18 protein-coding genes, 1 other RNA gene and 1 pseudogene are annotated in these 23,260 nt (G+C 43.4%); 10 read left to right on the top strand and 10 right to left on the bottom strand.

What is annotated here, in order from left to right; translation table 11 throughout:
• Nucleotides 1–474: 474 nt before the first annotated feature.
• The 5 genes from ACHUET_RS06320 to ACHUET_RS06300 form a co-directional block, all read right to left on the bottom strand.
• Entirely contained in the window at nt 475–2,103 is a 1,629-nt protein-coding gene (locus tag ACHUET_RS06320; protein WP_394211534.1) for a long-chain-fatty-acid--CoA ligase, read from the bottom strand.
• 375 nt (nt 2,104–2,478) lie between these two features.
• Nucleotides 2,479–2,724, bottom strand: coding sequence for a hypothetical protein (locus ACHUET_RS06315; RefSeq protein ID WP_394211533.1), 246 nt, complete (start codon nt 2,722–2,724; stop codon nt 2,479–2,481).
• Between the two features lie 251 nt (nt 2,725–2,975).
• Complete coding sequence (locus tag ACHUET_RS06310; protein WP_394211531.1) at nt 2,976–3,227, bottom strand: hypothetical protein; 252 nt, start codon at nt 3,225–3,227, stop codon at nt 2,976–2,978.
• 364 nt (nt 3,228–3,591) lie between these two features.
• Nucleotides 3,592–3,950: a transfer-messenger RNA gene (ssrA, locus tag ACHUET_RS06305) on the bottom strand.
• 85 nt (nt 3,951–4,035) lie between these two features.
• The gene (locus ACHUET_RS06300) at nt 4,036–4,707 is read right to left on the bottom strand and encodes an alpha/beta hydrolase (protein ID WP_394211529.1); all 672 of its coding nucleotides are present in this window, start codon (nt 4,705–4,707) and stop codon (nt 4,036–4,038) included.
• A gap of 276 nt (nt 4,708–4,983) precedes the next feature.
• On the opposite strand from ACHUET_RS06300, the gene ACHUET_RS06295 reads away from it, so the two are divergent.
• From ACHUET_RS06295 to ACHUET_RS06280, 4 genes are all read left to right on the top strand, one after another.
• Nucleotides 4,984–6,348 (top strand): glycerophosphodiester phosphodiesterase family protein, encoded by a 1,365-nt coding sequence (locus tag ACHUET_RS06295; RefSeq protein ID WP_394211527.1) that lies wholly within the window; start codon nt 4,984–4,986, stop codon nt 6,346–6,348.
• A gap of 232 nt (nt 6,349–6,580) precedes the next feature.
• Nucleotides 6,581–7,360 carry a response regulator gene (locus ACHUET_RS06290; protein ID WP_201599841.1) on the top strand — a complete coding sequence of 260 codons (780 nt, stop codon included), beginning with the start codon at nt 6,581–6,583 and terminating at the stop codon, nt 7,358–7,360.
• Between the two features lie 16 nt (nt 7,361–7,376).
• Nucleotides 7,377–9,143, top strand: a complete 1,767-nt coding sequence (creC, locus tag ACHUET_RS06285) for a two-component system sensor histidine kinase CreC (RefSeq protein WP_394211525.1) — start codon at nt 7,377–7,379, stop codon at nt 9,141–9,143.
• Nucleotides 9,144–9,273: 130 nt separating this feature from the next.
• Nucleotides 9,274–9,474 carry a hypothetical protein gene (locus tag ACHUET_RS06280; protein ID WP_201599839.1) on the top strand — a complete coding sequence of 67 codons (201 nt, stop codon included), beginning with the start codon at nt 9,274–9,276 and terminating at the stop codon, nt 9,472–9,474.
• Between the two features lie 134 nt (nt 9,475–9,608).
• On the opposite strand, the gene aroC is transcribed toward ACHUET_RS06280, so the two are convergent.
• Entirely contained in the window at nt 9,609–10,712 is a 1,104-nt protein-coding gene (gene aroC / locus ACHUET_RS06275) for a chorismate synthase (RefSeq protein WP_201599838.1), read from the bottom strand.
• 135 nt (nt 10,713–10,847) lie between these two features.
• Entirely contained in the window at nt 10,848–12,020 is a 1,173-nt protein-coding gene (prmB, locus tag ACHUET_RS06270; RefSeq protein WP_201599835.1) for a 50S ribosomal protein L3 N(5)-glutamine methyltransferase, read from the bottom strand.
• Nucleotides 12,021–12,360: 340 nt separating this feature from the next.
• Here prmB and ACHUET_RS06265 point away from each other — a divergent pair, with 340 nt between their 5' ends.
• On the top strand, nt 12,361–13,764 hold the full coding sequence (locus ACHUET_RS06265) for a L,D-transpeptidase family protein (protein ID WP_193834241.1): 1,404 nt from the start codon (nt 12,361–12,363) through the stop codon (nt 13,762–13,764).
• Between the two features lie 155 nt (nt 13,765–13,919).
• Here the strand turns inward: ACHUET_RS06265 and ACHUET_RS06260 are convergent, their stop codons facing one another.
• The gene (locus ACHUET_RS06260; protein ID WP_102090391.1) at nt 13,920–14,132 is read right to left on the bottom strand and encodes a hypothetical protein; all 213 of its coding nucleotides are present in this window, start codon (nt 14,130–14,132) and stop codon (nt 13,920–13,922) included.
• A gap of 275 nt (nt 14,133–14,407) precedes the next feature.
• Between ACHUET_RS06260 and ACHUET_RS06255 the strand changes: the two genes are divergently transcribed.
• From ACHUET_RS06255 to ACHUET_RS06235, 5 genes and pseudogenes are all read left to right on the top strand, one after another.
• Complete coding sequence (locus ACHUET_RS06255; protein WP_201599834.1) at nt 14,408–16,150, top strand: DUF389 domain-containing protein; 1,743 nt, start codon at nt 14,408–14,410, stop codon at nt 16,148–16,150.
• Between the two features lie 154 nt (nt 16,151–16,304).
• Nucleotides 16,305–18,977, top strand: a complete 2,673-nt coding sequence (gene alaS, locus ACHUET_RS06250) for an alanine--tRNA ligase (RefSeq protein ID WP_201599832.1) — start codon at nt 16,305–16,307, stop codon at nt 18,975–18,977.
• Between the two features lie 316 nt (nt 18,978–19,293).
• Nucleotides 19,294–20,580 carry an aspartate kinase gene (locus tag ACHUET_RS06245; protein ID WP_058024167.1) on the top strand — a complete coding sequence of 429 codons (1,287 nt, stop codon included), beginning with the start codon at nt 19,294–19,296 and terminating at the stop codon, nt 20,578–20,580.
• A 394-nt stretch (nt 20,581–20,974) separates the two neighbouring features.
• A pseudogene (csrA, locus tag ACHUET_RS06240) lies at nt 20,975–21,142 on the top strand (carbon storage regulator CsrA); the annotation flags it as partial.
• 164 nt (nt 21,143–21,306) lie between these two features.
• A complete protein-coding gene (locus ACHUET_RS06235) occupies nt 21,307–21,681 on the top strand; it encodes a HopJ type III effector protein (RefSeq protein WP_201599830.1) in 375 nt (124 codons plus the stop codon).
• Between the two features lie 81 nt (nt 21,682–21,762).
• Here ACHUET_RS06235 and ACHUET_RS06230 read toward each other — a convergent pair whose 3' ends face one another.
• Together ACHUET_RS06230 and ACHUET_RS06225 are read right to left on the bottom strand one after the other, a co-directional pair.
• Nucleotides 21,763–22,074, bottom strand: a complete 312-nt coding sequence (locus ACHUET_RS06230; protein ID WP_201599824.1) for a YeaC family protein — start codon at nt 22,072–22,074, stop codon at nt 21,763–21,765.
• A gap of 83 nt (nt 22,075–22,157) precedes the next feature.
• Nucleotides 22,158–23,162, bottom strand: coding sequence for an NAD(+) kinase (locus tag ACHUET_RS06225; RefSeq protein ID WP_201599821.1), 1,005 nt, complete (start codon nt 23,160–23,162; stop codon nt 22,158–22,160).
• Between the last annotated feature and the right edge of the window lie 98 nt (nt 23,163–23,260).

Raw genomic sequence — 23,260 nt, 5'->3', positions numbered from 1 at the left:
TCAAAGGTGTTTTAACTGCCTAACCATTCCATAAGTGTAAGCAAAAATGTATTATTTGAATCTATATGATTAAATACGAAACCTAAACCTCATGTACACTCACATGTACACCGCACAAAAAAAATTAAAATTTTATCTTATAAATTAAATACTTAATACATAGTAATCGTTCCGGCTCCGGGTACCATTACATAGTCCTATACTATCTTATAGAACAGCTAAAGCCCCTGATATCAGGGGCTTTGTTGTATCTGGTGTTCCATATTGTCCTGCTACATAGAACTTTATTCAAAAGCTCTATACATTAATATTCCATGCGCAATTGCCACAATAACTAGAGTCGTGGCACAAGTGAGGATATTCAAAAAGCGTTTCAAATATTTTCACTTGCACCACTACGCTCAGCAAAACCTATGTCATGTCATACTTGAGACTTTTAAAGTTATACTGATATCATGGCATAATAGACCACTATCACATCTCTAGTAGTGCATCACCATAGTCATCACGCAAGTCTTTTTTCACCATTTTTCCGGCACCATTCAGTACGATATTCTCTACAAAAATAACTTTGTCAGGTATCTGCCAGCTAGCAATTTTATCTTCATAAAAACTTAGCACTTGTGACTCATCGAGTTCTGCATTCTCTTCTTTTACTACAATCAGTACCGGACGTTCTCCCCATTTTTTATGTTTTGCCGCGATAGCAGCTGCCATTTTTATCTGTGGATGGGCGGCAGCGATATTTTCAAGCTCTACTGAGGAGATCCATTCTCCACCAGACTTAATTAAATCTTTTGATCGGTCACGAATATTCATATAGCCATCAGCATCAATGGTTGCAATATCACCCGTGTCAAACCAGCCATCTTCCGTAATGGCATCAGGATTCTCTGTATAATAATCGTTGATAATCCAGTGACCTTTGATCTGCAAGCGGCCCTGAGACACTCCATCCTCTTTGACTGGCTTAAGTGGCTCATCAGTATCTATGAGACGTAACTGAACACCATACGGTGGACGTCCTTGAGAGTTACGTAGCTCGTTAATCTCATCTTTACTTAGTGATTTATGCTTAGCCTTTATTTGATTCATTGTTCCAAGTGGACTGGTCTCCGTCATACCCCAGCCGTGTACCGCATCGCAATTAAAATCTTCTCTAAACGTTTTAATCACTGATGGTGGACAAGCGGCGCCACCGACAATGGTCCGCGTCATACTATCAAGCTTACTACCTCTGGCCTTAGCGGCAGTCAATAGGCTTTGCCAAATCGTCGGAACACCTAACGCAACCGTCACCTTATAATCATCAATGAGAGACACTAGGCTATCACCATCCAGATTAGGACCTGGAAGCATCAAAGAGCAGCCAGTTAATGCAGCCGCATAAGGAGTGCCCCACGCGTTGACATGGAACATCGGTACCACAGGGAGTAGGACGTCTTGCGCAAATAAACCCGACACATCCGGCATGCACAATGCCATCGCATGAAGCACAGAAGAGCGGTGCGTGTATAAAATGCCTTTAGGATTGCCTGTCGTTCCTGATGTATAGCAAAGTGAGCTGGCAGTGGCTTCATCAAACTGAGGCCACTCAAAATCAGCATTATGCTCTGCTAATAACTCATCAAAAAATAATACATCAGGCAGTTTTGCGACGACACTGTCCTCTCGAGCGCTCAAGCAAATAAAGTGCTCAATCCCTTTAATATCTTCTTTAATCGCCATAATAAGCGGTAGGAATGTGACATCAAAGAATAGCACGCGGTCATCCGCATCATTGATAATGTAGCTAAGCTGCTCAGGAAATAGACGTGGATTAATGGTGTGGCAAACCATGCCACTGCCTGAAATCGCATACCAAGCTTCTAAGTGACGGCGATTGTTCCAAGCCAATGTGGCTAAGCGCTCTGATGATTTAAGTCCCAGGGTAGCCAACGCATTGGCCAACCGTTTTGAGTTATTCGAAATCGTAAGCCAATTAGTATGAGTCATTTGTCCATCGACTTCTTTGGACAAAACTGCCGTATCACCGTGATATCGGGCAGCGTGTTCGATTAGACCACTGATCAGCAATGGCTGATACATCATTTTTCCTAACATAGTACATTCCCTGTCGTTGTTTGAAAGTCCGCTTATTTTTATTCATGTATCCTCTAATACTAAAAATAAACCACAATTAAGAATAATCAGAATTGTGTGTCAAGACAAGCTAATATTATGATCGCCATCGATTAAAATAGACGACTGTTCATTATTTATATATCGCTGCTAATACTCTATTTTTCCTTTCATACGGTTTTACCAAACCGTTAGCTACATTAATCATCAATAAAAAATCGTTAAATGACTCTAAATTCATCACATTTCTTAGGTTTTTTGAGCAATACCACATAACGCAAAAAAACCGACCAAATTAAGTGATCGGTTTTTTCAGTAGGATCGCAAGAACTAAATACTTTGATAATTTTTATTTTTTTAGAAACCAACTTCACTTTGCGTTAGTGCACGTACCTCAATTGGTACTGCATAAAACCAACCATTATCTGCGGCGCAATAAAACTGCCCGTCTCTAAAATCTACGATACACGCTGTAAAGTCGTTCCCTACTTGATCTTCCATAGCGTCTTCATCGCTCACATCACTCACGGCACACCATATTTCTTGATGACCATTTTCAAGCATTGAGCGCGTTAATGCACTCCCCACCATTCCACTATCCATACCACTGACTCCTACAATGAAGAGAATTATTCAGGCAAACAATCAGGACTATAAGAGCAATCGCTTGACCACCTCTAAGACTTTGATTTTCAATCAGGAATTCTAGTGCTGCAATACAGGTGCTGATATTTGCATATCATGTTGGCGTTATTATTTTTGTCGTGCAGTTACTCAATAAACGCTACTATTCAGCGTCAACAATTAAACTAATCTATATTGACCGAGCGCCAACCGTTTTTAACTATTATTAATCATAAACCCACTTCATTCTGAGTAAGTTCGACCTTTTTAACGGGTACAGCGTACTGCCATAGATTGCCTTTATCACAAACAAAGCCATCATCACCCAAAGACACGATAGACACTAATAATTCGTAATAACCATTATCGATGGCTGTCATAGCATGATCGTCACTGACATTGCTCACAGCACACCATACCTGACTATCATCCCGCTCTAATATTGCCTGAGTCAATCTACTACCCTGTAGTTCGATAAGCATGTCTAATTCCTCATTTTTGGTCTGTTATTTTTATACTTTACAGATAAATTCACTTTCTGCAATATATTTTTTAGACTTGGAGGTTACAAATAGACATATCGGAGAGTAATTCTAGCTTGCCTTAAGTAATGTTTTAGCTAATAAGCATGAGATATCTCATGGTGAACTCTATGCTACGTCACGTGATATAGTTCAAGGACATTGAAATATTTTTTGTTAGTATTGACCAGCTGTAAAGGGTTCAATACCAACAAAAACACCAACATCCTATATGTTAGCCATCCCTTTATAAGATAAGAAAAAGTCAAAAAACACGCAAAATAAAGGGCTGACAATCTGTGACTGTCAGCCCTTTATCAATATTTGGTGGAGATGGCGGGAGTTGAACCCGCGTCCGCCAGCATTACGCTCATGAATCTACATGTTTAGTTTCTGTCTTTAAATTTAATCCGCACCGATCCGACAGTCAGGATGGATTGGACGATTCTCTACTTTTGAACCCAAGCGATTGAGACAATCCCTTGTGGCGAGCCTACATGCGGACGCTTCAACTTAGTTAACCAACTGTAGGTGATCAGCAACTAAGTAAGCAGGGTTTAAGCTGCTAGAGCGTAAGTTTCGTCGTTTGCGACTATAACAATATATGTTTGATTAACGAGAGGACATACACTCTCGACATGCATCATTGAGTTTCATCACCAGCGTCGAAGCCAGAACATCCCCAATAAGGTCGCTTATTATATAGGAGATATCGGTTAGGTTTCAACCTATAGTAGACTTGCATTACATTACGTTACAGCTTAATAATTTACGCCAAAACGCTATTTAACCACTGACCAATATTTTGAATCTGCGGCATACAAACCTGATGCGCCATCGGATAGGTATTGTAAGACACATTGTAGTCTTTTGCTGATAATAGCTGATGTGCTTGCTCACCTAGGATGACAGGCACGACTGGATCATGAGAACCATGCTCAATCAGAATGGGCATGTCTTTATTCGCAGCACTATACTCAATATTATCATTGGTCGCTAAGTAGGTAGAGAGCGTCATCAAACCAGCTAGACGCTCTGGATAGCCGAGTGCTACATGGTACGCAACTGCCCCGCCCTGCGAAAACCCTGCGATGACGATATGCTCTGGTAGCACGCCGCGCTCAATCTCACGGCTAATCAAATCTTGTATCTGCTCAGCAGACTCTTCAATTTGAGCCACATCTACTTTTCGCTCCAGACTCATCTCTATGATGTCGTACCATGCTGGCATCACCATGCCGCCATTCACTGTGACTGGGCGTTTGGGTGCATGTGGGAAGATAAAACGTACTGCCATATCATCAGCCAACCCAAGCTGCGGTACAACTGGCTCAAAATCATGACCGCTAGCACCTAGACCGTGTAGCCAAATCACCGCGCGATCTATCTTTTTTTGAGAGGGATTATGCTCAACGACGACTGCGTCTAAATAGTTACTCATAGTTATCCTTAATAATGTAGTGAGATATGCCTTAGGCGTTTCTATATTTCTTGCCAAAATAATGTATGTGTCATTATATGGTCAATATCATCTGTTAGTTTGAGAGTATGGTCAATAGTGGGGTACTAAATGGACAATAGCAAAAATATGGATAATCAAGCATGTCATGACCTCTAGCTACTTTTAGCAAACAACAACCAATAGTCAAACGTTAATCTTTTAATTCCTATCCATACGTCCGATGGGATTTTTTATAATTTTGCAGGAACATTTTACATGACAATTTTTAATAAATCAGCGCTTGAGCTGAGTAAGCACACGCTGGCTAAAATTAATAAGGTTAATCTCGCCTTACCTTTAACGCTGATCAGCTCATTATTGATAGTAGGCTGCACTACTGACAGCCGCTCAATGTTCACATCAAAAGCCTCTTCCTCAATAGCGCAACCGCAATCACAATCGTCTTCACCTGTCGCATATACCTATGGAGTGCGTCCGTTTTATTTGATAAATGATATGGATGAAGGACCACTAAAAGAAGAGCTACAGGCATGCAGAGGGCAACTGCCAAGTAAGACAGACTTCTCTATTGCGCATCGAGGTGCGCCATTACAGCTGCCTGAACATACTTATGATAGCTACGTGGCGTCAGCACAAATGGGGGCCGGCATCTTAGAATGTGATGTCGCTTTTACCAATGACGGTGAGCTTGTCTGTCGTCATGCCCAGAACGATTTGCATACCACTACTAATATATTAGCTACGCCGCTTGCCAAGCAATGCACTGTACCGCCCATATTGGATGCTAAAGGCAAACTTACCAATGCCGATAGTATCGAATGCCGTACCTCAGATATCAGTGCCGCTCAGTTTAAAACCTTGACGGGTAAGATGGATGCTGCCAATAAAAAAGCAACCAGCATTAGCGAGTATATGAATGCGACTGCACCTTGGCGAACGGATTTGTATTCACAAAATGGTCAGGTAATGACGTTAAAAGAGCATATCGCGTTGGCACGCAAGCTAGGTATGAAGCACACGCCTGAGCTAAAAGCGCCTGCAGTGACCATGCCGTTTAATGGCTATCGTTTGAACGATTACCGCCAACAGCTGATAGATACTTATAAGGCAGCGGATGTACCTGCAAGCGATGTATTTGCCCAGTCATTTAATATAGAAGATCTGGATTACTGGATCAAAAACGAGCCAGCTTATGGGGCTAATGCCGTTTATCTTATTGATGACAGCAATGAGACCGCTAAGGATAAAACATTTGATAAAGATGACGCAGCCACATGGAAGCACTCATTGGCTGATATCAAAGCACGTGGCATCAACACCATTGCACCAGCACTTTGGTTGTTAGTCACTACTGATGGTAAAGGAAATATGCAACCATCAGAATACGCAAAACAAGCCAAAGCCAATGGTCTAAAAATCATTACCTGGTCGATAGAGCGTTCAGGACCATTAACCGATGATGGCGATTGGTACTATAGCGGTCTTAGTGATGCTATCAACAATGATGGTGATATGATGAATTATATTGACGTACTAGCGCAGGACGTCGGTGTCCAAGGCATTTTTTCAGATTGGCCCGCTACAGTGAGCTACTATGCCAACTGCAAAGGTCTTAAATAGGTTTTCGCTTAGTCTATTAATAGACAGTCATGCTTAATCTTCGTTACCAAGGCCAGCTTATCTATTGAGCTGGCCTTTTTATTGAATGCATTAAAATAATTACATCGCACGCTATCTACTGAGCACCCTACTTTTCCATTAACTTTTCACACCATTTAACTCGTGGCAGCAAGAGCAACCTGCTGTTTTGTGCTACGATAATTTACTAAGCCTATAAGACGATGTAGAGACTATGACCCATATTTTACTGGTAGAAGATGATCCTGCGATTGCCATGTCACTCAAGGTCACCTGCAAGCGCGAAGGTTGGCAGATGACTTGGTTGGATAATGCCAGTAGTGTGTTACCCATGCTGCATAGTCATGAAGCACAAGATCTATCGGCGATCATTATGGATGTCGGTCTGCCAGATGGTGACGGCTTGAGCCTATGTCAACAAATACGTCATACACCTGATATCGACGCCTTAAAAGATTTGCCTATCGTGTTTTTGACCGCGCGTAGCGATGAGGTCGATCGGATTTTGGGGTTGGAGATGGGTGGTGACGACTATTGCGCCAAACCCTTTAGTCCACGTGAATTGGTCGCACGCTTAAAAGCCATTTGGCGCCGTGAACAACTGATTCAACAGTCAGGCTCTCATACCACAAACTCAAATGACAGTACTGATACTACTTCCTCGAATAATCTATCGGGACAAGCATTAACGTTTGAAAATCAATCTGGCGTTTGGCATTATCAACCGCTCAACTATTCATTAATGTGGCAAGAACAGAAGCTGGAACTTAGTAATACTGAGCGCAAAATTTTACTGACCTTACTACAAGCACCGTATCAAGTCTTTAGCCGTGAGCAGCTGCTTAACGCAGTTAGTGATTATCCTGATCATCGCCTAGCACGCACGATAGACAGCCATATCAAGTCAATTCGTAAGCAACTTGCAACCGTTGATACGAGTATTGAAGTCATTCATACGCATCGAGGACTGGGTTACGCCTTATGTCCAGCTTAACAATGGCTGCTAACTTATGAATCATAATGCAAATAACGCTGAGAGCGCTATTCATAACGACCAAAGCAATTGGTATGCAAAACTGCACCCCATTGGCACGGTGCAGCAAGCTCCTAAACGTAAACGACTGCTCAATTTAAGTATATTTTTTAGGATTTGGCTTGCAGTCGCTTTAGTGCTCGTCATATGCGGCGTGGTTGTATTTACTCAGTTATTTGGCTACGTCAAGCCAACCGCCCAGCAAGTCATTGAAGACACTCTCCTAGACACCAGTAAGTTACTTGCGGCCAGTCTCCAGATGCCATTATCTACAGGGCAGTTATATGATGAGGCTTATCAAGCGCAACTTGATGCGGCCTTTGTTGGCATACCAGCCATTAACGATAATTTAGGTCCCGTCTATCAAACCAAAAGCTATAGTAGCTTTCGGGTATATGTAACAGACAGCAGCGGCAGGGTCATTTATGACTCGCTACCCAAACCTGACAATAATGAAGGGCAAAATTATGGGCGCTGGAATGATGTCTATCTCACATTAAGAGGTCAATACGGTGCAAGAAGTACGCTGCGGGATAACCAGCAGCGTGATGGTTCGGTCATGTATGTCGCACAGCCAATCAAGAATATGTCTGGCGAGATTATCGGCGTGGTCAGCGTCGGCAAACCTGTCGCCAGCGTGCTACCTTATTTGGACGACACACGTAACCGCATGCTGATCACAGTGCTATTCATCAGCATTGCTGCCCTCATTTTAGCGGGTCTCATCGCATGGTGGCTCAAGCAAAGTATTACCTTGGTGACTCAATATACCAGTTCGCTGGCAGAAGACACCAAAAAACCCTATTTTTATCTGGGTCATGAGCTAAACAGTCTGACCGATACCATCGAGACTATGAAGCATCGACTCGAAAACCGTGCTTATGTCACTGATTATGTGCATACGCTCACTCACGAGTTAAAAAGCCCTTTAACCGCCATTCGCGCCAGTAGTGAGCTGTTAGAAGATGATGGGTTAGATGGTCATATGCTTGATCAGGATGATCGGCAGATGCTCATTGAGGCAGTTGGTGAGCAAAGCGTAAAAATGCAGCAGCTCATCGACCGACTACTGTTACTTGCGAAAGTTGAACAGCCTACTTTTAAGCTCAATCGTCAGCTAACGCCGCTACTGCCATTATTACAGAGTCTAATAAAAGACAATACTGCTAAGCAGCAACAGCAGAATCTACAACCTATCGATATATACATCGATGATCAGCACATGACAAACACTACAAACTTGCCAGCAGAGTTGTTGGCCTCTACCAGTGTGTTTGCTGACCAATTTTGGCTGATACAAGTCCTACAAAATGTGCTGGATAATGCCATTCATTTTGCTGATAGCACTGTTAACATCTCTTTGCATAGCACAGCGCGAACGGTAATCATTGATATATTTAATGATGGAAAGCTGTTGCCTGATTATGCTATTGAAAAAGCTTTTGAACGTTATTTTAGCCTATCTCATCAAAGCCAACCATCATCTCAAACAACGAATCGCACAGACAGCAATGATCTATATATAGAATCGGCAGATTCGAGGCAAACTGACTATAATAGTAATACGCTTAAAAAGGGCACTGGCCTTGGTCTAACACTAGTGAAGCAAGTGGTTGAACATCATGGCGGTCAGGTAGCCCTCAATAATGTCCGTACTAATGATGATAAAGCCACTGATAACACTGATACTGGTAAAAACCAGCGTTCTGGTGTGATGGTTAGTATTACCTTGCCCTTAGCTTGAAAATAAACACTTATAGCAGTTCATCAACTTTCCATCATGACTACACAGGATTTCTACTTCATTGTTTTACGATAGCACTAGGATCTATTGAACCGTCAAATTCGTAAAGTAAATTAGGAGTAGAAAATCTATGTCACATCAATTAACGGATAACCCTATCGTCAAGAGCCTAATCGGCCTTAGCCGTCATCACTGTACACAGACATTAACGAGCCAAGGCGTCGATAGTATTGAGTTTGGACATTGGCTAGCGATTCCTAGTCACCGGTTGTTATTGGTATTTCGACATCAGCAGTGCGTAGCTATTGATGAGTATCAACTGGCAGCCTGATATCTTGCTCGCTCAACACATTGATTGTATTTAGGTAACACCTGTATTTTATTTGGACATAAAAAAGCCCTTTATTATTTCTAGTGTTAAATCACTAGAAGCAATAAAGAGCTGATTTCTCTACGACAAAAATACTAAGTAATCGATTGTACTGGCAGCTGCACATCCGCGTTTTGACCGCGATGACGCAGATAATGATCAAGCACTACAATCGCTAGCATCGCTTCGGCAATGGGCGTAGCACGCACACCAACGCAAGGATCATGACGACCCTTAGTCAGCATATCGACTGCTTCACCTTGAGTGTTAATGCTCTTGCCAGCAGTGGTAATACTAGACGTTGGCTTAAGCGCAATACTCACACGGATATCTTGGCCTGATGAGATACCGCCCAAGATACCGCCCGCATGATTGGCTGCAAACCCATCTGGAGTCAGCTCATCACGAGCGCTATGTCCGAATTGACCTGCTACCGCCATCCCATCGCCAATCTCGACGCCTTTGACCGCATTGATACTCATCATCGCATGAGCGATATCTGCATCTAAACGATCAAATACTGGTTCGCCTAAGCCTACTGGCACACCGCTCGCAATGATATCAAGGCGTGCGCCACAGCTAGTGCCTTCACGGCGCAAGTTATCAATCAAGGTCTCAAACCGGCCAATCGCTTCTTTGTCTGCACAAAAGAACGGATTGCTATTTACAAACTCCCAGTCAATTTGGCTTGGGTCTAAGACATTACTATGCTCATTGCCGATTTGGGTAACGTGACCACGGATTTGTACGCCCAGACGTTCTTGCAAGTATTTCTTGGCGATAGCACCAGCAGCCACTCGCATAGCCGTCTCACGCGCTGACGAGCGACCGCCACCGCGATAGTCACGGAAGCCATATTTCATACTATAAGTATAGTCAGCGTGTCCAGGACGGAAAGTATCTTTGATATCGCTATAGTCTTTAGATTTTTGATTGGTATTACGAATCAATAGACCGATAGACGTACCTGTAGTTTTACCTTCAAATACGCCAGAGATAATCTCAACTTCATCAGACTCACGGCGCTGGGTTGAATACTTAGACGTACCCGGTTTGCGACGATCCAAATCTACTTGTAGGTCGTCTGCAGATAATGCTAAACCTGGTGGTACGCCATCAACGATGGCCATCAGGCCTGCGCCATGTGACTCACCGCAAGTGGTGACCGTAAAAACCTGCCCAATACTATTGCCTGCCATAACTGTCCTTAAACAAGTAAACGCTACTGATGACTATGTGACCAATCACTCATGGTTATTGCTTATAATGAGTAATTGTATTGTTATTTATAGTTTCGGCTCGTGCAGCCGATGTCTATCCGACCCAATATCTGTCTATTGAAGGCTATCTAATAGCTGAACATAAGAGGCAAACAATTGACGGTTTGAGACTAGCTCATCATAGGTAATCGCAAAGACACCATGACCGCCATGTGCAAACTTCAACCAATCAAACTGGATTTCAGGATAGGCTTGTTTTAGTGCCCATTCGCTGTCGCCCACTTCACAGACCAGCAACCCATCTGGGCTAAGGTAATCTGGCGCTTCAAATAAAATACGATGTACCAAATCCAAGCCATCTTGGCCCGCGGCTAATGCATGCTCAGGCTCGTATAAGAACTCAGGCGGTAAATCTGCCATGATAGCCGCATCGACGTACGGTGGATTGGTGACAATAAGCTCATACTGGTTCTCAGCAGGTATCTTGGCAAACAAATCAGACTCGATTACGTTTACTTGATGGCCAAGATCATGATGATCGACATTGACCATTGCGACGTCCAGCGCGCCTTTATCAATATCAACAGCATCAACCAAGGCATCAACGAAACGAGTAGCAAGCGCGATTGCGATACAACCAGAGCCAGTACACAAGTCCAAGATACGCTCAGGCTGCGACAATTGCTTCACATCTAAACCATGATCATAAAATACCGCTGACTTTTCATTCGGGCTGACACCCAGTGGTTTGGCGAGCTCAGTCACATCAAAGTACGGATGGAACTGCTGACGAATCAACTCTGCAATCGGTGAACGAGGGATAAGAACCCGCTCATCGACATAAAAAGGCAAATCGCAGAAATACGATAAGTTAATCAAATAACTTAGTGGCTTACGCTCAGCGATACGCTCTTCTAATAGTCCTAGTACCAACTGCTTTTCAGACGTGGTCAGACGACAGTCTAAAATCTGCTCATTAGCAGACCAATCGAGAGACAAAGAGTGCAGGACAATGGCTGACGCTTCTGCAAACTCGTCGGTCGTGCCTTGTGCAACAACGACGTCATAATTACGCAGCTGTGTGACTGAAAAACGAATAAAGTCGCGAATACTGACGAGCTGCTCTCGTGCTTCGTTTAATTCTGCATGTAAGTTAGCAAATTCATCGTGCTCACCAAGAAGTCCAGTCTCTAAATCATACTCCATCTCACCGTCTAAGCCCTCAGACTCATCATTGAAGTATTGGTTTTGAAACTCTTCTGCACTCATTGTTTGGTCTTCTGACATATCGCACCTTGTGGATTAACTGCTAGCGGGTTAAATTGCTTTTTGCTAAAAATCGTTATATTAAATAAAATTCAGTCATACATTATAGACGTAAACCTCTAGTAGCGCCAATAACTGTCATTTTTACTTGCACAAAAAATAGTGCGAATAATGAATAGTTTGCGTAAGAATCGAGCACGACGCCATACACACCTTGGTTAAATTATTACCCAACTGTAGCGAATACGTCAGCAGTTGACGTTTGGCAAGTCTTAAATGCAAAAAGATGTGTCAAAAGTTTGCGATGCAATCAAATTATGCGCATAATAGCCGCATTAGTAGCAACCACAAGTGACTCAATATGATGAAAATAAAGCCAATTATTACTGCCATATCTATCGCAGCTGTAAGTGCCAGTGTAGCCGCACTTGCTGCACCTGCCGATAGTACTCGCACATTGCCAGTACGCACGGCTGACGCTATGCCAGGCCTTGCAAAAAAGGTCAGCCTTAATGTGCAAGAGAACCGTAGTCGCTCAGATGGCGCTGCTACTGTACAGTTAAATACAGAGAAAGCGAAACCAGTCGACAGCATGAACCAGCTTATCAATAATAAGCAAGAAGCCAACCAAAACGTGCCAGCCCCAGCTGCTGACAATATGAGCGCAGCAGAACTAACGCGCAAAGATGAGCAAGCTGACCGCAATGATGACATTAGTGAAGGTCAAGCCGTCGCTGCGCCTAGCGACCTATCATCTATCGACTCATCTGATCCACTCGCTTTTGAGTTACCAGAGAGTGAGAAGCGTCAAGACTTCAGCGACGATCCAACCATCAAAAATATCGAAGATAAAGATGGTAAGAAGCACACAACGCTGAACTTGTCGAACTATGCTAAGCAAGTGAATGGTGCTGTCTGGTCACCTAATATGAAAGTCAACTCAGCGATGACCATCAAAATGCAGGCGCTGCTCGATTGGAACCATGCTTCTCCTGGTCCTATCGATGGTGGTTGGGGCATGAACAGCAAAAAAGCCCTTGTTAACTTCCAAACGATGAAAGGCTTGCCAGCGACTGGTAAAATGGATCAAAAAACTTGGGATGCCTTGGTTAAAAACATCCCTGCGAACAAACCTGTACTGGTCACTTACACGTTGACCGCAGACGATATCAATACCAATTTTGCGACCACGCCTTCTGGTTCAGAAGCGAAGTCAAAAATGAAAGGTCTTTATTATCAAGATATTAAAGAGATGCTAGGTGAACGTTTCCATATGGATGTACGTTACTTAGATAAACTCAACAAAAATAAAAAGTACGCTGTTGGCGAGACTATCACAGTACTAAATACTCGTGACAAGCTGAACCAACGTATCAATCGCGTGGTTGCCAACAAAGCCGACAAAACATTGTATGCCTATAATGGTGACAAATTGGTTGCTACTTATCCGACGACCGTCGGTAGCGATGCCACACCGTCTCCAAAAGGCACGTTCAAAATTATCAATAAAGTGAAAATGCCTTGGTATAAATCAACCGTTGGTGAAGGCGCTCAAAAGAAAGTTCATATGATAGCACCAGGACCAAACAACCCAGTCGGTGTCGTTTGGATGGGATTATCTAAGCCTTCTTACGGTTTACATGGCTCACCAGTACCTGAAGGTATCAGTCGTCAAGGCTCAGCAGGTTGTGTTCGTTTGACCAACTGGGATGTGTTAGAAGTTTATGCCAATATCGAAAATGGCGCGGTTGTCGAACTTCAATAAATAGAACCTTATTAGAACTAGCTTCGATGCTAGTTAGCAAATAATTCTAATGATGACAAAAAAGACCTCAATATTGAGGTCTTTTTTTGTTTGTTGATAGGTGTTTCCACTTCACATCGATAACACTGCTTGTCTTTATGTCTTACTGTTCGCCTTTATGTCTTATAGCCTTCCTCATTCCCAGTAATACTGCCAATTTTTTTGGTAAAGAATAATCCTGCAGGTATTGAAGCCAAAACACCCAATCCAACCGCTATTTGAATATGAAATATCTCATCGAACCCTGTAACGAGAGCACCAATCATAAAAAGCCCAATAGTCACGGTGGCTGTCATTGAGTATATGACAGAAAATAATGGCCAGTTCATAAGTTATTCCTTATCTTTATTGTGGATATAATATATTTAACCTCAATTCCACAAAAAAAGTAAGTATTTACCGTGAACCATTGTAGCATCTATATTGAATGACTTTTGAATAAAAACCATGCTATTATTAAGGTTTTCGACTTAATCATAAGAAATACCAGTTCTTACTCCCACCTTCTCTCAACTCTTTTTTATATTTTCAAGAATCTCCTATATCTTTATCTATTTATCATTACAATAATGACTTTCTTTACCTACTAAGAACGCTATCTGCTATGTCCTCATCTAAAAAAAATACTGCGCCTAACTCAGTGGATCAAAACGATTCACCAATCACTACTGACGCCTCTCACAATCAAGACGCGACAATTGATCCAGTAGTTGATGATGCCGCTGTCGATCACAATAAAAGCGAAGATAATCAACATAAGCAATCGACTGATACAGATGGCGAGACAGACTCCGAAGTAGACACTGAATGTGCGCAGCCACCTGACGCTGAGATAACGATGGAAACCATCAGTGACGATGTGGTCGTAGCAACCTTAGAATCGACAGAACCTGAGTCACAGTCAAATACTGAAGCATCAGAGATTGCAGAGTCAGAGACTATAGAAGCGAAAGAAAAGTCCGATTTCTTCCAGTCGGATACGGCAGAAACAACAGAAAAAAGTGCTCAAGATGATAGTGATGCTGAAGTAACGGTAGAAGCAGAAGACGATCTTGCTGATGACTCTGCTGATGACACAAACATCGCAGCAAAGTCATCAGATAATAAAACAGCCAATCAACCAAAAACAAAAAATGAATCTAGTCGCGATGATGACAATCAAGAGAGTAATTCAGAAGATAAAAGCCAAAATAAAGACACTAATGTAGAAGATAGCGATGTAGAAAACGAAAGTGACGAAGATGAGGTTCAAGAGGAAAAAGAAGCCAAACTTGAGTCTTATAAGCAATTCGTCGCCGAGCAATTTAGTAATCAGAAGGTAGATTACCCAGAAGTACGGGTTAGGATTGAGGCAAACGCGCTGCCTAGCAAGATGTACTTCATCATGAACATCTTATCTGCCATCATTGCCAGTTATGGGCTAGTGACTAATTCAGCAGCCGTGGTCATCGGAGCCATGTTGGTTGCGATGATGCTAGGCCCTATCACGGGTATAGCACTAGCAATTATCGATCACCGTATGCCACTGCTACGTAAGTCGCTCTTTACCGTCATTATCGGTGTCTCATTGGTGGTATTGGTCGGCTTTATCGTTGGTTGGCTACATAAAGACCAACCGCTAACGGCAGAAATCCTATCTCGCACCCAGCCTACTTCCATGGATTTGATGATTGCCTTAGCAGGTGGCACGGCTGGTGCGTATGCGATGGTATCTCCGCATCTCTCGGTTGCTGTTGTTGGCGTTGCAGTTGCCACAGCCTTAGTACCACCACTGGCTGCTAGCGGTATCTTGCTCGCTAATGGCGAGATGCAGCTTGGTCTTGGTGCGCTTCTGTTGGCAGCGACCAACATTCTTGCTATCCAGTTTACCAATGCGCTTGTCTTATGGGTCTTAGGGTTTCGTCGTTTGGTCGATGACGATTATAAGTCCAATACCTATCTGACCTTTTTGCAGCGTAACGCGGTGACTTTATTACTACTTGGCGGCTTAGGTGCCTACTTAACCATCAATCTACAGACCAATGCCAAGCAGCAAGTATTTGAAAGTAGTGTAAAAGAAGCCATCAACAACTACTTTATCGATCAAGGCAATGTATTAACCAATACACAGTTTGATACCTCAGAAGAAAATCAAGTGGTGCGAGCAATCGTGCGTGGAGAGACTTTGCCGAGCTCATATGATGTTCGCCAGATTGAAACGCTCATTACCAATGATATGGCAGAGAATTTCCCAGAGTACTTGCCAATTAAGCTTCAACTACGTTATCTGCCTGTGCAAGTAATCGAGTCCAATCCAACGACGCAAGACAAATTAGATGAAACGGATGCGGCAATTTTGACCAACTAGTTTGCATACTCTATAAATTAAGCAATGACTAGCACACGTATAATAACCTAGTAGTTATAACTCTTGTACCAAGAGCTTGGGCGTTTGTGCTAAAATCGCTTGCAAAATTATTTTATGTCATTTACTCAATTCTATCCGTCAGTAAGGAGCCGCTGTGAGCCAGCCATTTCGCTCAGCCGATATTCGCCAAGCCTTTATCGATTTTTTCATAAGCAAGCAGCACACCCAAGTTTCATCGTCTAGCTTGATTCCACACAATGATCCGACATTGCTATTTACCAATGCCGGTATGAATCAGTTTAAAGAAACCTTTTTGGGTATGGAACCACGTGACTATACACGTGCGGTAACCTCGCAAAAGTGCGTACGTGCTGGCGGCAAACACAATGATTTGGATAATGTCGGCTATACCGCCCGTCACCATACTTTCTTTGAAATGCTTGGCAACTTCTCATTTGGTGATTATTTCAAGCAAGCAGGTATTGAGTATATCTGGGAGTTTTTAACCTCAGATCAGTGGTTAGCGATTGATAAAAATCGTCTCTATGTCACTATCTATGAGACTGATGACGAGGCCTTTGAAATTTGGAATAAAAACATCGGCATCCCGAGTGAGCGCATCATTCGTATTGGTGATAACAAAGGTGCTCCTTACGCGTCTGATAACTTTTGGACAATGGGTGACACTGGTCCTTGTGGTCCTTGTACCGAAGTCTTTTATGACCACGGCGCCGATATCGAAGGCGGTCTGCCAGGTACGCCAGAAGAAGACGGCGATCGCTATATTGAGATTTGGAACTGCGTATTCATGCAGTTCAATCGTCAAAAAGACGGCACGCTATTACCACTGCCAGCACCTAGCGTCGATACAGGCATGGGGCTTGAGCGTATTAGTGCCATTATGCAAGGCGTTCATGGCAACTATGAGATCGACTTGTTCGTTCATTTGATGGACGCAGCGGCTGACATTTTAGAAATCAATAATGAGCAACAATCATCATTAAAAGTCATCGCCGACCATATTCGTGCCGTGGCGTTTTTGATTGCTGATGGTGTCATGCCAAGTAATGAAGGTCGTGGCTATGTATTGCGCCGTGTCATTCGTCGCGCAGTACGTCATGGCAACAAACTTGGCGCTGATAGTGAGTTTTTCTATAAGATGGTAGCCCCGCTTGTGGCTGAAATGGGCAGTGCCTATCCTGAGCTAAAAGACAAGCAGAGCGTCATCGAAAGTGCCATTCAAAAAGAAGAAGCACAGTTTGCTAAAACACTGGCACAAGGCTTACGTTTACTTGCCAGCGAACTTGAAGGCTTACAAGATGGCGATACGCTATCTGGTGAAGCAGCATTTAAGCTCTATGATACCTATGGTTTCCCACTTGATTTGACTGCCGATATCACTCGTGAACGCGGTATCGCTATTGATGAAGCCGAATTTGATGAGCATATGCAGGCACAACGTGAGCGTGCGCGTGATGCTGGCAAGTTTGACGTCGATTACAGCAGTGTCATCCAAGTAGAAACGCCAACGACATTTATCGGCTATGAGCAGCTTGAAGAAGACGGCGTGACTATTGACGCGCTTTATCAAGACGGCAATCCAGCAGATAGCTTAACGGAAGGTATGGAAGGCGTGGTGGTATTGGATCGCACGCCATTTTACGCGGAAGGCGGCGGTCAAGTGGGTGAGCTTGGTGAAATCCGCACCGAATCAGGTGTCTTTGAAGTACAAGATACCAAAAAATCTGGTCAAGCCATCATTCATTATGGTGTGGTGACTATGGGTGATATCAAACCCAAGCAAACGGCGGATGCCCACGTACTCTCAAGCATTCGTGCAGCCAGTGCCAAAAACCACTCTGCCACTCACCTATTACATGCAGCACTAAGAGAAGTCTTGGGTGATGAAGTCACGCAGAAAGGCTCATTAGTCTCAAGCGAAGTGTTACGTTTTGACTTTGCTTATGACAAGCCTGTCAGTGCTGCTGAAATCACGCGTATCGAACGCTTGGTCAATGAGCAAATCCAAGCCAATACTCCTGCCCGTATCGAGCACATGTCGATTGATGAGGCCATGAATCAAGGCGCAATGGCGTTATTTGGCGAAAAGTACGGCAGTGATGTTCGCGTACTTACCATGGGTACAGAGAGTGTCATAGATGGTCAGCGCAAGCCTTTTTCTATCGAGCTATGTGGTGGCCTACATGTCGAGCGCACTGGCGATATCGGTATGCTAAAAATCACCAGTGAGTCGGGTATTGCTGCTGGTATTCGCCGTATTGAAGCCGTCACGGGTATGAATGCGGTCAAAAACATTCAGCAAAGCGAGCAACAACTGAGTGAGTTGGCAAGCCAGCTAAAAGTCAAACGTCCTGAAGTTGCCCAACGTGTACGCACCATGGCAGATAAGCAACGCGAGCTTGAAAAACAGCTAGAGCGCTTAGAGCAAAAAATCGCCAGCGCTCAAGCCGCTAACTTACTCGATGATGTGCAGACTATTGCAGGTACGCCTGTACTTATCAGCACCTTAAGCGGTGTTGATGGCAAATCCATCCGTACGCTAATGGATGATATCAAATCAAAACTGCCTGATAGTGTGATTGTATTAATTGGTGATAAAGATGACCAATTAGCTCTCGCAGCGAGCGTCGCTAAATCTGTTACTGCTAAAATCAAAGCGGGTGATATCATTCGTCATTTAGCAGGCGAGCTTGGTGGTAAAGGTGGCGGTAAACCTGACTACGCACAGGGCGGCGCACCAAAGTCTGGCAACAGTCCTGCCGTAATCAATGCCCTACCTGCTTGGATTGAAACCCAGCTTAGCTAGTCATAAAAGGCCTAGTAACTCAGAGCCTTACTCTGGTTTACTTGGCATGGGATATGCGATTGGTTATAGCAACTATAACCAATCGCCATGTATCTAAGCGGTACTGATACTTAAAGTTATGCTGTAGATATGGTATAAAGGTCAACGTTTGACAATATTGCTCATGTATTACCGTTGATGCAGTACCACTAAACGAATGACACATATAGTGCATAACTCTTATAATCTGGCTTTATCTATACACGCATTGACGAGTATCACATTGACACTTATCAGTGATAATAAAAGGTCATTAATGAATAACAGGTAAATTTTTATGGCGTTAATAGTACAGAAATACGGCGGCACCTCGATGGGCAGTATCGACCGCATCAAAAACGTCGCCAAACGAGTCAAACGTTGGCATGATAATGGTCATCAAGTCGTGGTTGTGGTCTCAGCCATGAGTGGTGAAACCAACCGTTTGATTGATCTAGCACGCCAAATCAGTAACAACCCTGACCCACGTGAGTACGACCAGATGGTCTCAACCGGTGAGCAGGTCTCTATCTCACTACTCGCGATGGCGATTAAAGAGCTTGGTATTGGTGCGCGTTCAATGACTGGTCGTCAAGTCGCGATTAAAACCGATAACGCCCATAATAAGGCCCGTATCGAAAGCATCGATGATAAAAACATACGCGAGCAGCTAGATGCTGGCAATATCGTCATTGTGGCAGGCTTTCAAGGTATTGATGAAGAAGGCAATGCAACCACATTGGGACGCGGCGGCTCTGATACGACAGGCGTTGCGATTGCGGCGGCTTTGGGTGCTGATGAATGTCAAATTTATACTGACGTTGATGGCGTTTATACCACTGACCCTCGTGTCACCTCAAAAGCCAAAAAGCTTGAAAAAATTACCTTTGAAGAAATGCTTGAGATGGCAAGTCTTGGTTCCAAAATCCTACAGATTCGCTCAGTAGAATTCGCTGGCAAATACGGCGTGCCACTGCGCGTCTTATCTAGCTTTGATGAAAACACTGACGGTAGCTTTGACCAAGAGTTTCAAAACAACGTGGGCACCCTAATTACGATAGACGAAGGAGACAATATGGAACAGGCAATCATCTCAGGTATCGCATTCAACCGAGACGAAGCAAAAATCTTAGTACGCGGTGTACCTGACCATCCTGGTATCGCCTCTGCTATCTTAAGCCCAATTGGCCGCGCCAATATCGAAATCGATATGATTGTCCAAAACCTCTCGGACAATGGTACCACTGACTTTACTTTCACGGTCAATCGCACTGACTTGGACAAGACTCTAAAAGTGCTTAACGAAGAAGTCAAAGACGAGATTGGAGCCAAAGAGATTTCAGGCAACAGCGAAGTGGTCAAAGTCTCACTAGTTGGCGTTGGTATGCGCTCACACGCAGGGGTTGCGAGCCTCATGTTCCAAACACTGGCTGAGAACAATATCAATATCCAAATGATATCGACCAGCGAAATCAAAGTGTCTGTTTTGATTCAAGATCAGCACTTAGAAAAAGCGGTCAAATCACTGCATACTGCCTTTGGTCTTGACCGTGAAGACGGCGAGAGCAAAATCGCTGGGCTATAAGGCCAAAAAACTGTTAAAATACAGCTTTAGCATTGATGGCTATCTATTAACCGCTATGAATAACGCTACATCGTATGTAAATAAATAGCCTCCAAATAAAAACAGTACTTAAATAAAATAGGATCTTTTTAGGTCCTATTTTTATTTTTTAGCATAGTTGAAATGAGCATTTACCTAATAGTTTTGTGAAAAAACCGTGACAGTATCTGTTATGCCACCTATAATGGGGCTTTCATTTGGGCTAAATGAATCTACCTATCATTGCCGCTATTGGCACAACGTCAAGCATCGTAATAATTGATACATGACATGTTTAGTGCTGCGGTGATGTTCTGCAATTGAGAAGTAATCTGATGAGTAATAATTTGTTGATGCGACATAAGGAGTGTGACGCATGTTAATTTTGACACGCCGCGTGGGCGAAACGCTAATGATTGGCGATGAAGTCAGTGTGACGGTTTTGGGCGTCAAAGGCAATCAAGTACGTATCGGTGTGAATGCACCTAAAGATATTGCCGTACACCGCGAAGAGATTTATCAACGTATTCAGCATGAGCGCTCTGTACAGTCGCAAATGCAACATCTTGAGCAAGGCAACTTTTCGCCTTCGTTCGATGACGAGGACTACTTCAATCGCTAATCTATAATACTTAATGCTCAACGACTAATGAGCATACATAAGCATTATATTTTTTATTTTTTAAACTGCTCTGAGGTCATTTATTTATGAGTATCCGCCAATCAGATGTATCGGCATTACTTAATGGTTTGAATAAAAAAGCCATTGGATTCAATGATGTCATCAGCTTTATCGATGATTTTTATCGCTATTCTCCTGCCCCATTTGTGAATGGAATGGTACATAATGCAGCTGGCGAAAACGAAGGCAGTGCAAAGATTTTTGGATTTGCTAAGCATCACGGTCTAAACCAATTAGATACGCTAAAACTATTCGGCGAACATTATGCCAAAGTTCAAGCAACGCCTAACGGTACCGACCATGCTAATATTCGCAACTTTTTGCATTGGGGATGGAAAGGATTTTTGATGCAAAAAAATCCGCTAACGGTTCGTCCTAGTGTCGACACGACTGCAATTTAAATATGTGTAGTGATTGAATGATTAATAAAGTAAAAAAAGCCACGCTCATTAGCGTGGCTTTTTTATTGACTGTTTATAGATTTATTTATTACGAAACTTCACAGGTTGCACCGCCCCTTTCGGGTTCGGCATATTAGGATAATGATGCTCGTGCTCGACATCACATTCAGCACCAACCACTGAACCGTCGTCTTTTACTGGTTTGTGGATATAGCCCGTACGCTCGGCAGGTGGTAGATGCTCGTGCTCCCATACCATCACTGCTTGCATGCAGGTTTCTCGCTGCTCAGCGGTAATTTTACGACCATCAGGCCACTTACCTAGCTCAATCGCCATGCGGAATTTATCAACCACTTCCGGTGTCAGACTGGCTAGTATTGTTTGTTTATCCATCTTGCCTACTCTCCACTACTATTTTTGCATCATATTTTTTGATGACTATTAGACGACTTGAAGACATGCCCTAATAGATACGCTCATTCATCCTCTATAATATCATCATCGACATCTAGACTAAATTCTTCGGCATGTACGTTCCAGTGCAGCTTGGTACGACAGGCTTCATAAAAGTCAAACCCAGGCGGATGCAGTAAAGTGAGCTTATCAGGATGCTTACGAATATACAGGCGCTGTTCTTGCTCAAGCGGTACGCTTGGTTTGCCATCTGCGCTGACCATCGGCTGCGTGCGATTGTCTTCGTGAATACGAATACAAACCTCACTATTACCACTGACGACAATCGGACGACTAGACAACGTATGCGGATGCATGGGCACCAGACAGATGGCATCCATACTTGGATGAATGATGGGGCCACCACCAGATAGAGCATAAGCGGTTGAACCAGTCGGTGTCGCTGCTATCAAGCCATCACTATGCTGCCTATAAACATCATGTCCGTCAATCTTCATCTGAAAATCGATCATATGTACCGATTTGCCTGCGTGCAGTACGATGTCGTTGAGCGCCATGTCTTCATGGATAATTTTGCGCCCTTCTCGTATCTCCATCGTCAATAAAAACCGATGATCCAACTGATAATCGCCCATCAATACTTGGCGTAGCTTAAATGCTGCTTCGTCAGGTTTGACATCTGCCAAAAACCCGAGACGACCACGGTTAACCCCTAATACCGGGACACGGTAGCGTGCCAATGCTTCAGCAGCATGCAATATCGATCCATCACCACCAACGACTATGACCAAATCGCAAATCTCACCAATCAAGCCACGTTTAACGATTTTGACTCTTTCTACTTCTGTGAGGTTAAGCGTTGGTAAGTTGGCCGTTTGTACATCCATGATCAACGTCAAATTCATATCGTTGATGGTTTGGGCAATCTGTACCAGACTTTGCGTGACGCTGCGTTTACCAGCACGGCCCATCAAGCCAATACGCCTAAAAGCAGGATTTTTGATAGCGTGGAACAGCTCTGACTCGTGTAAGTGTGGCAATCTTGCTGACTGCGCTGAGTTTTCCATAAAACGACTCGGTATAACGGTGAAGTACAGGGCAATAATAGCGATAAATGCGCGCTTAGACTAGCATGTTTATGAATTATCGTTGTTAACTGTCGTAA

Source organism: Psychrobacter piscatorii, from assembly GCF_043641605.1.
Lineage (GTDB): Bacteria > Pseudomonadota > Gammaproteobacteria > Pseudomonadales > Moraxellaceae > Psychrobacter > Psychrobacter piscatorii_C.
Note: the sequence above shows the minus strand (reverse complement) of the source record. Positions and strands in the feature narration are given on the sequence as shown.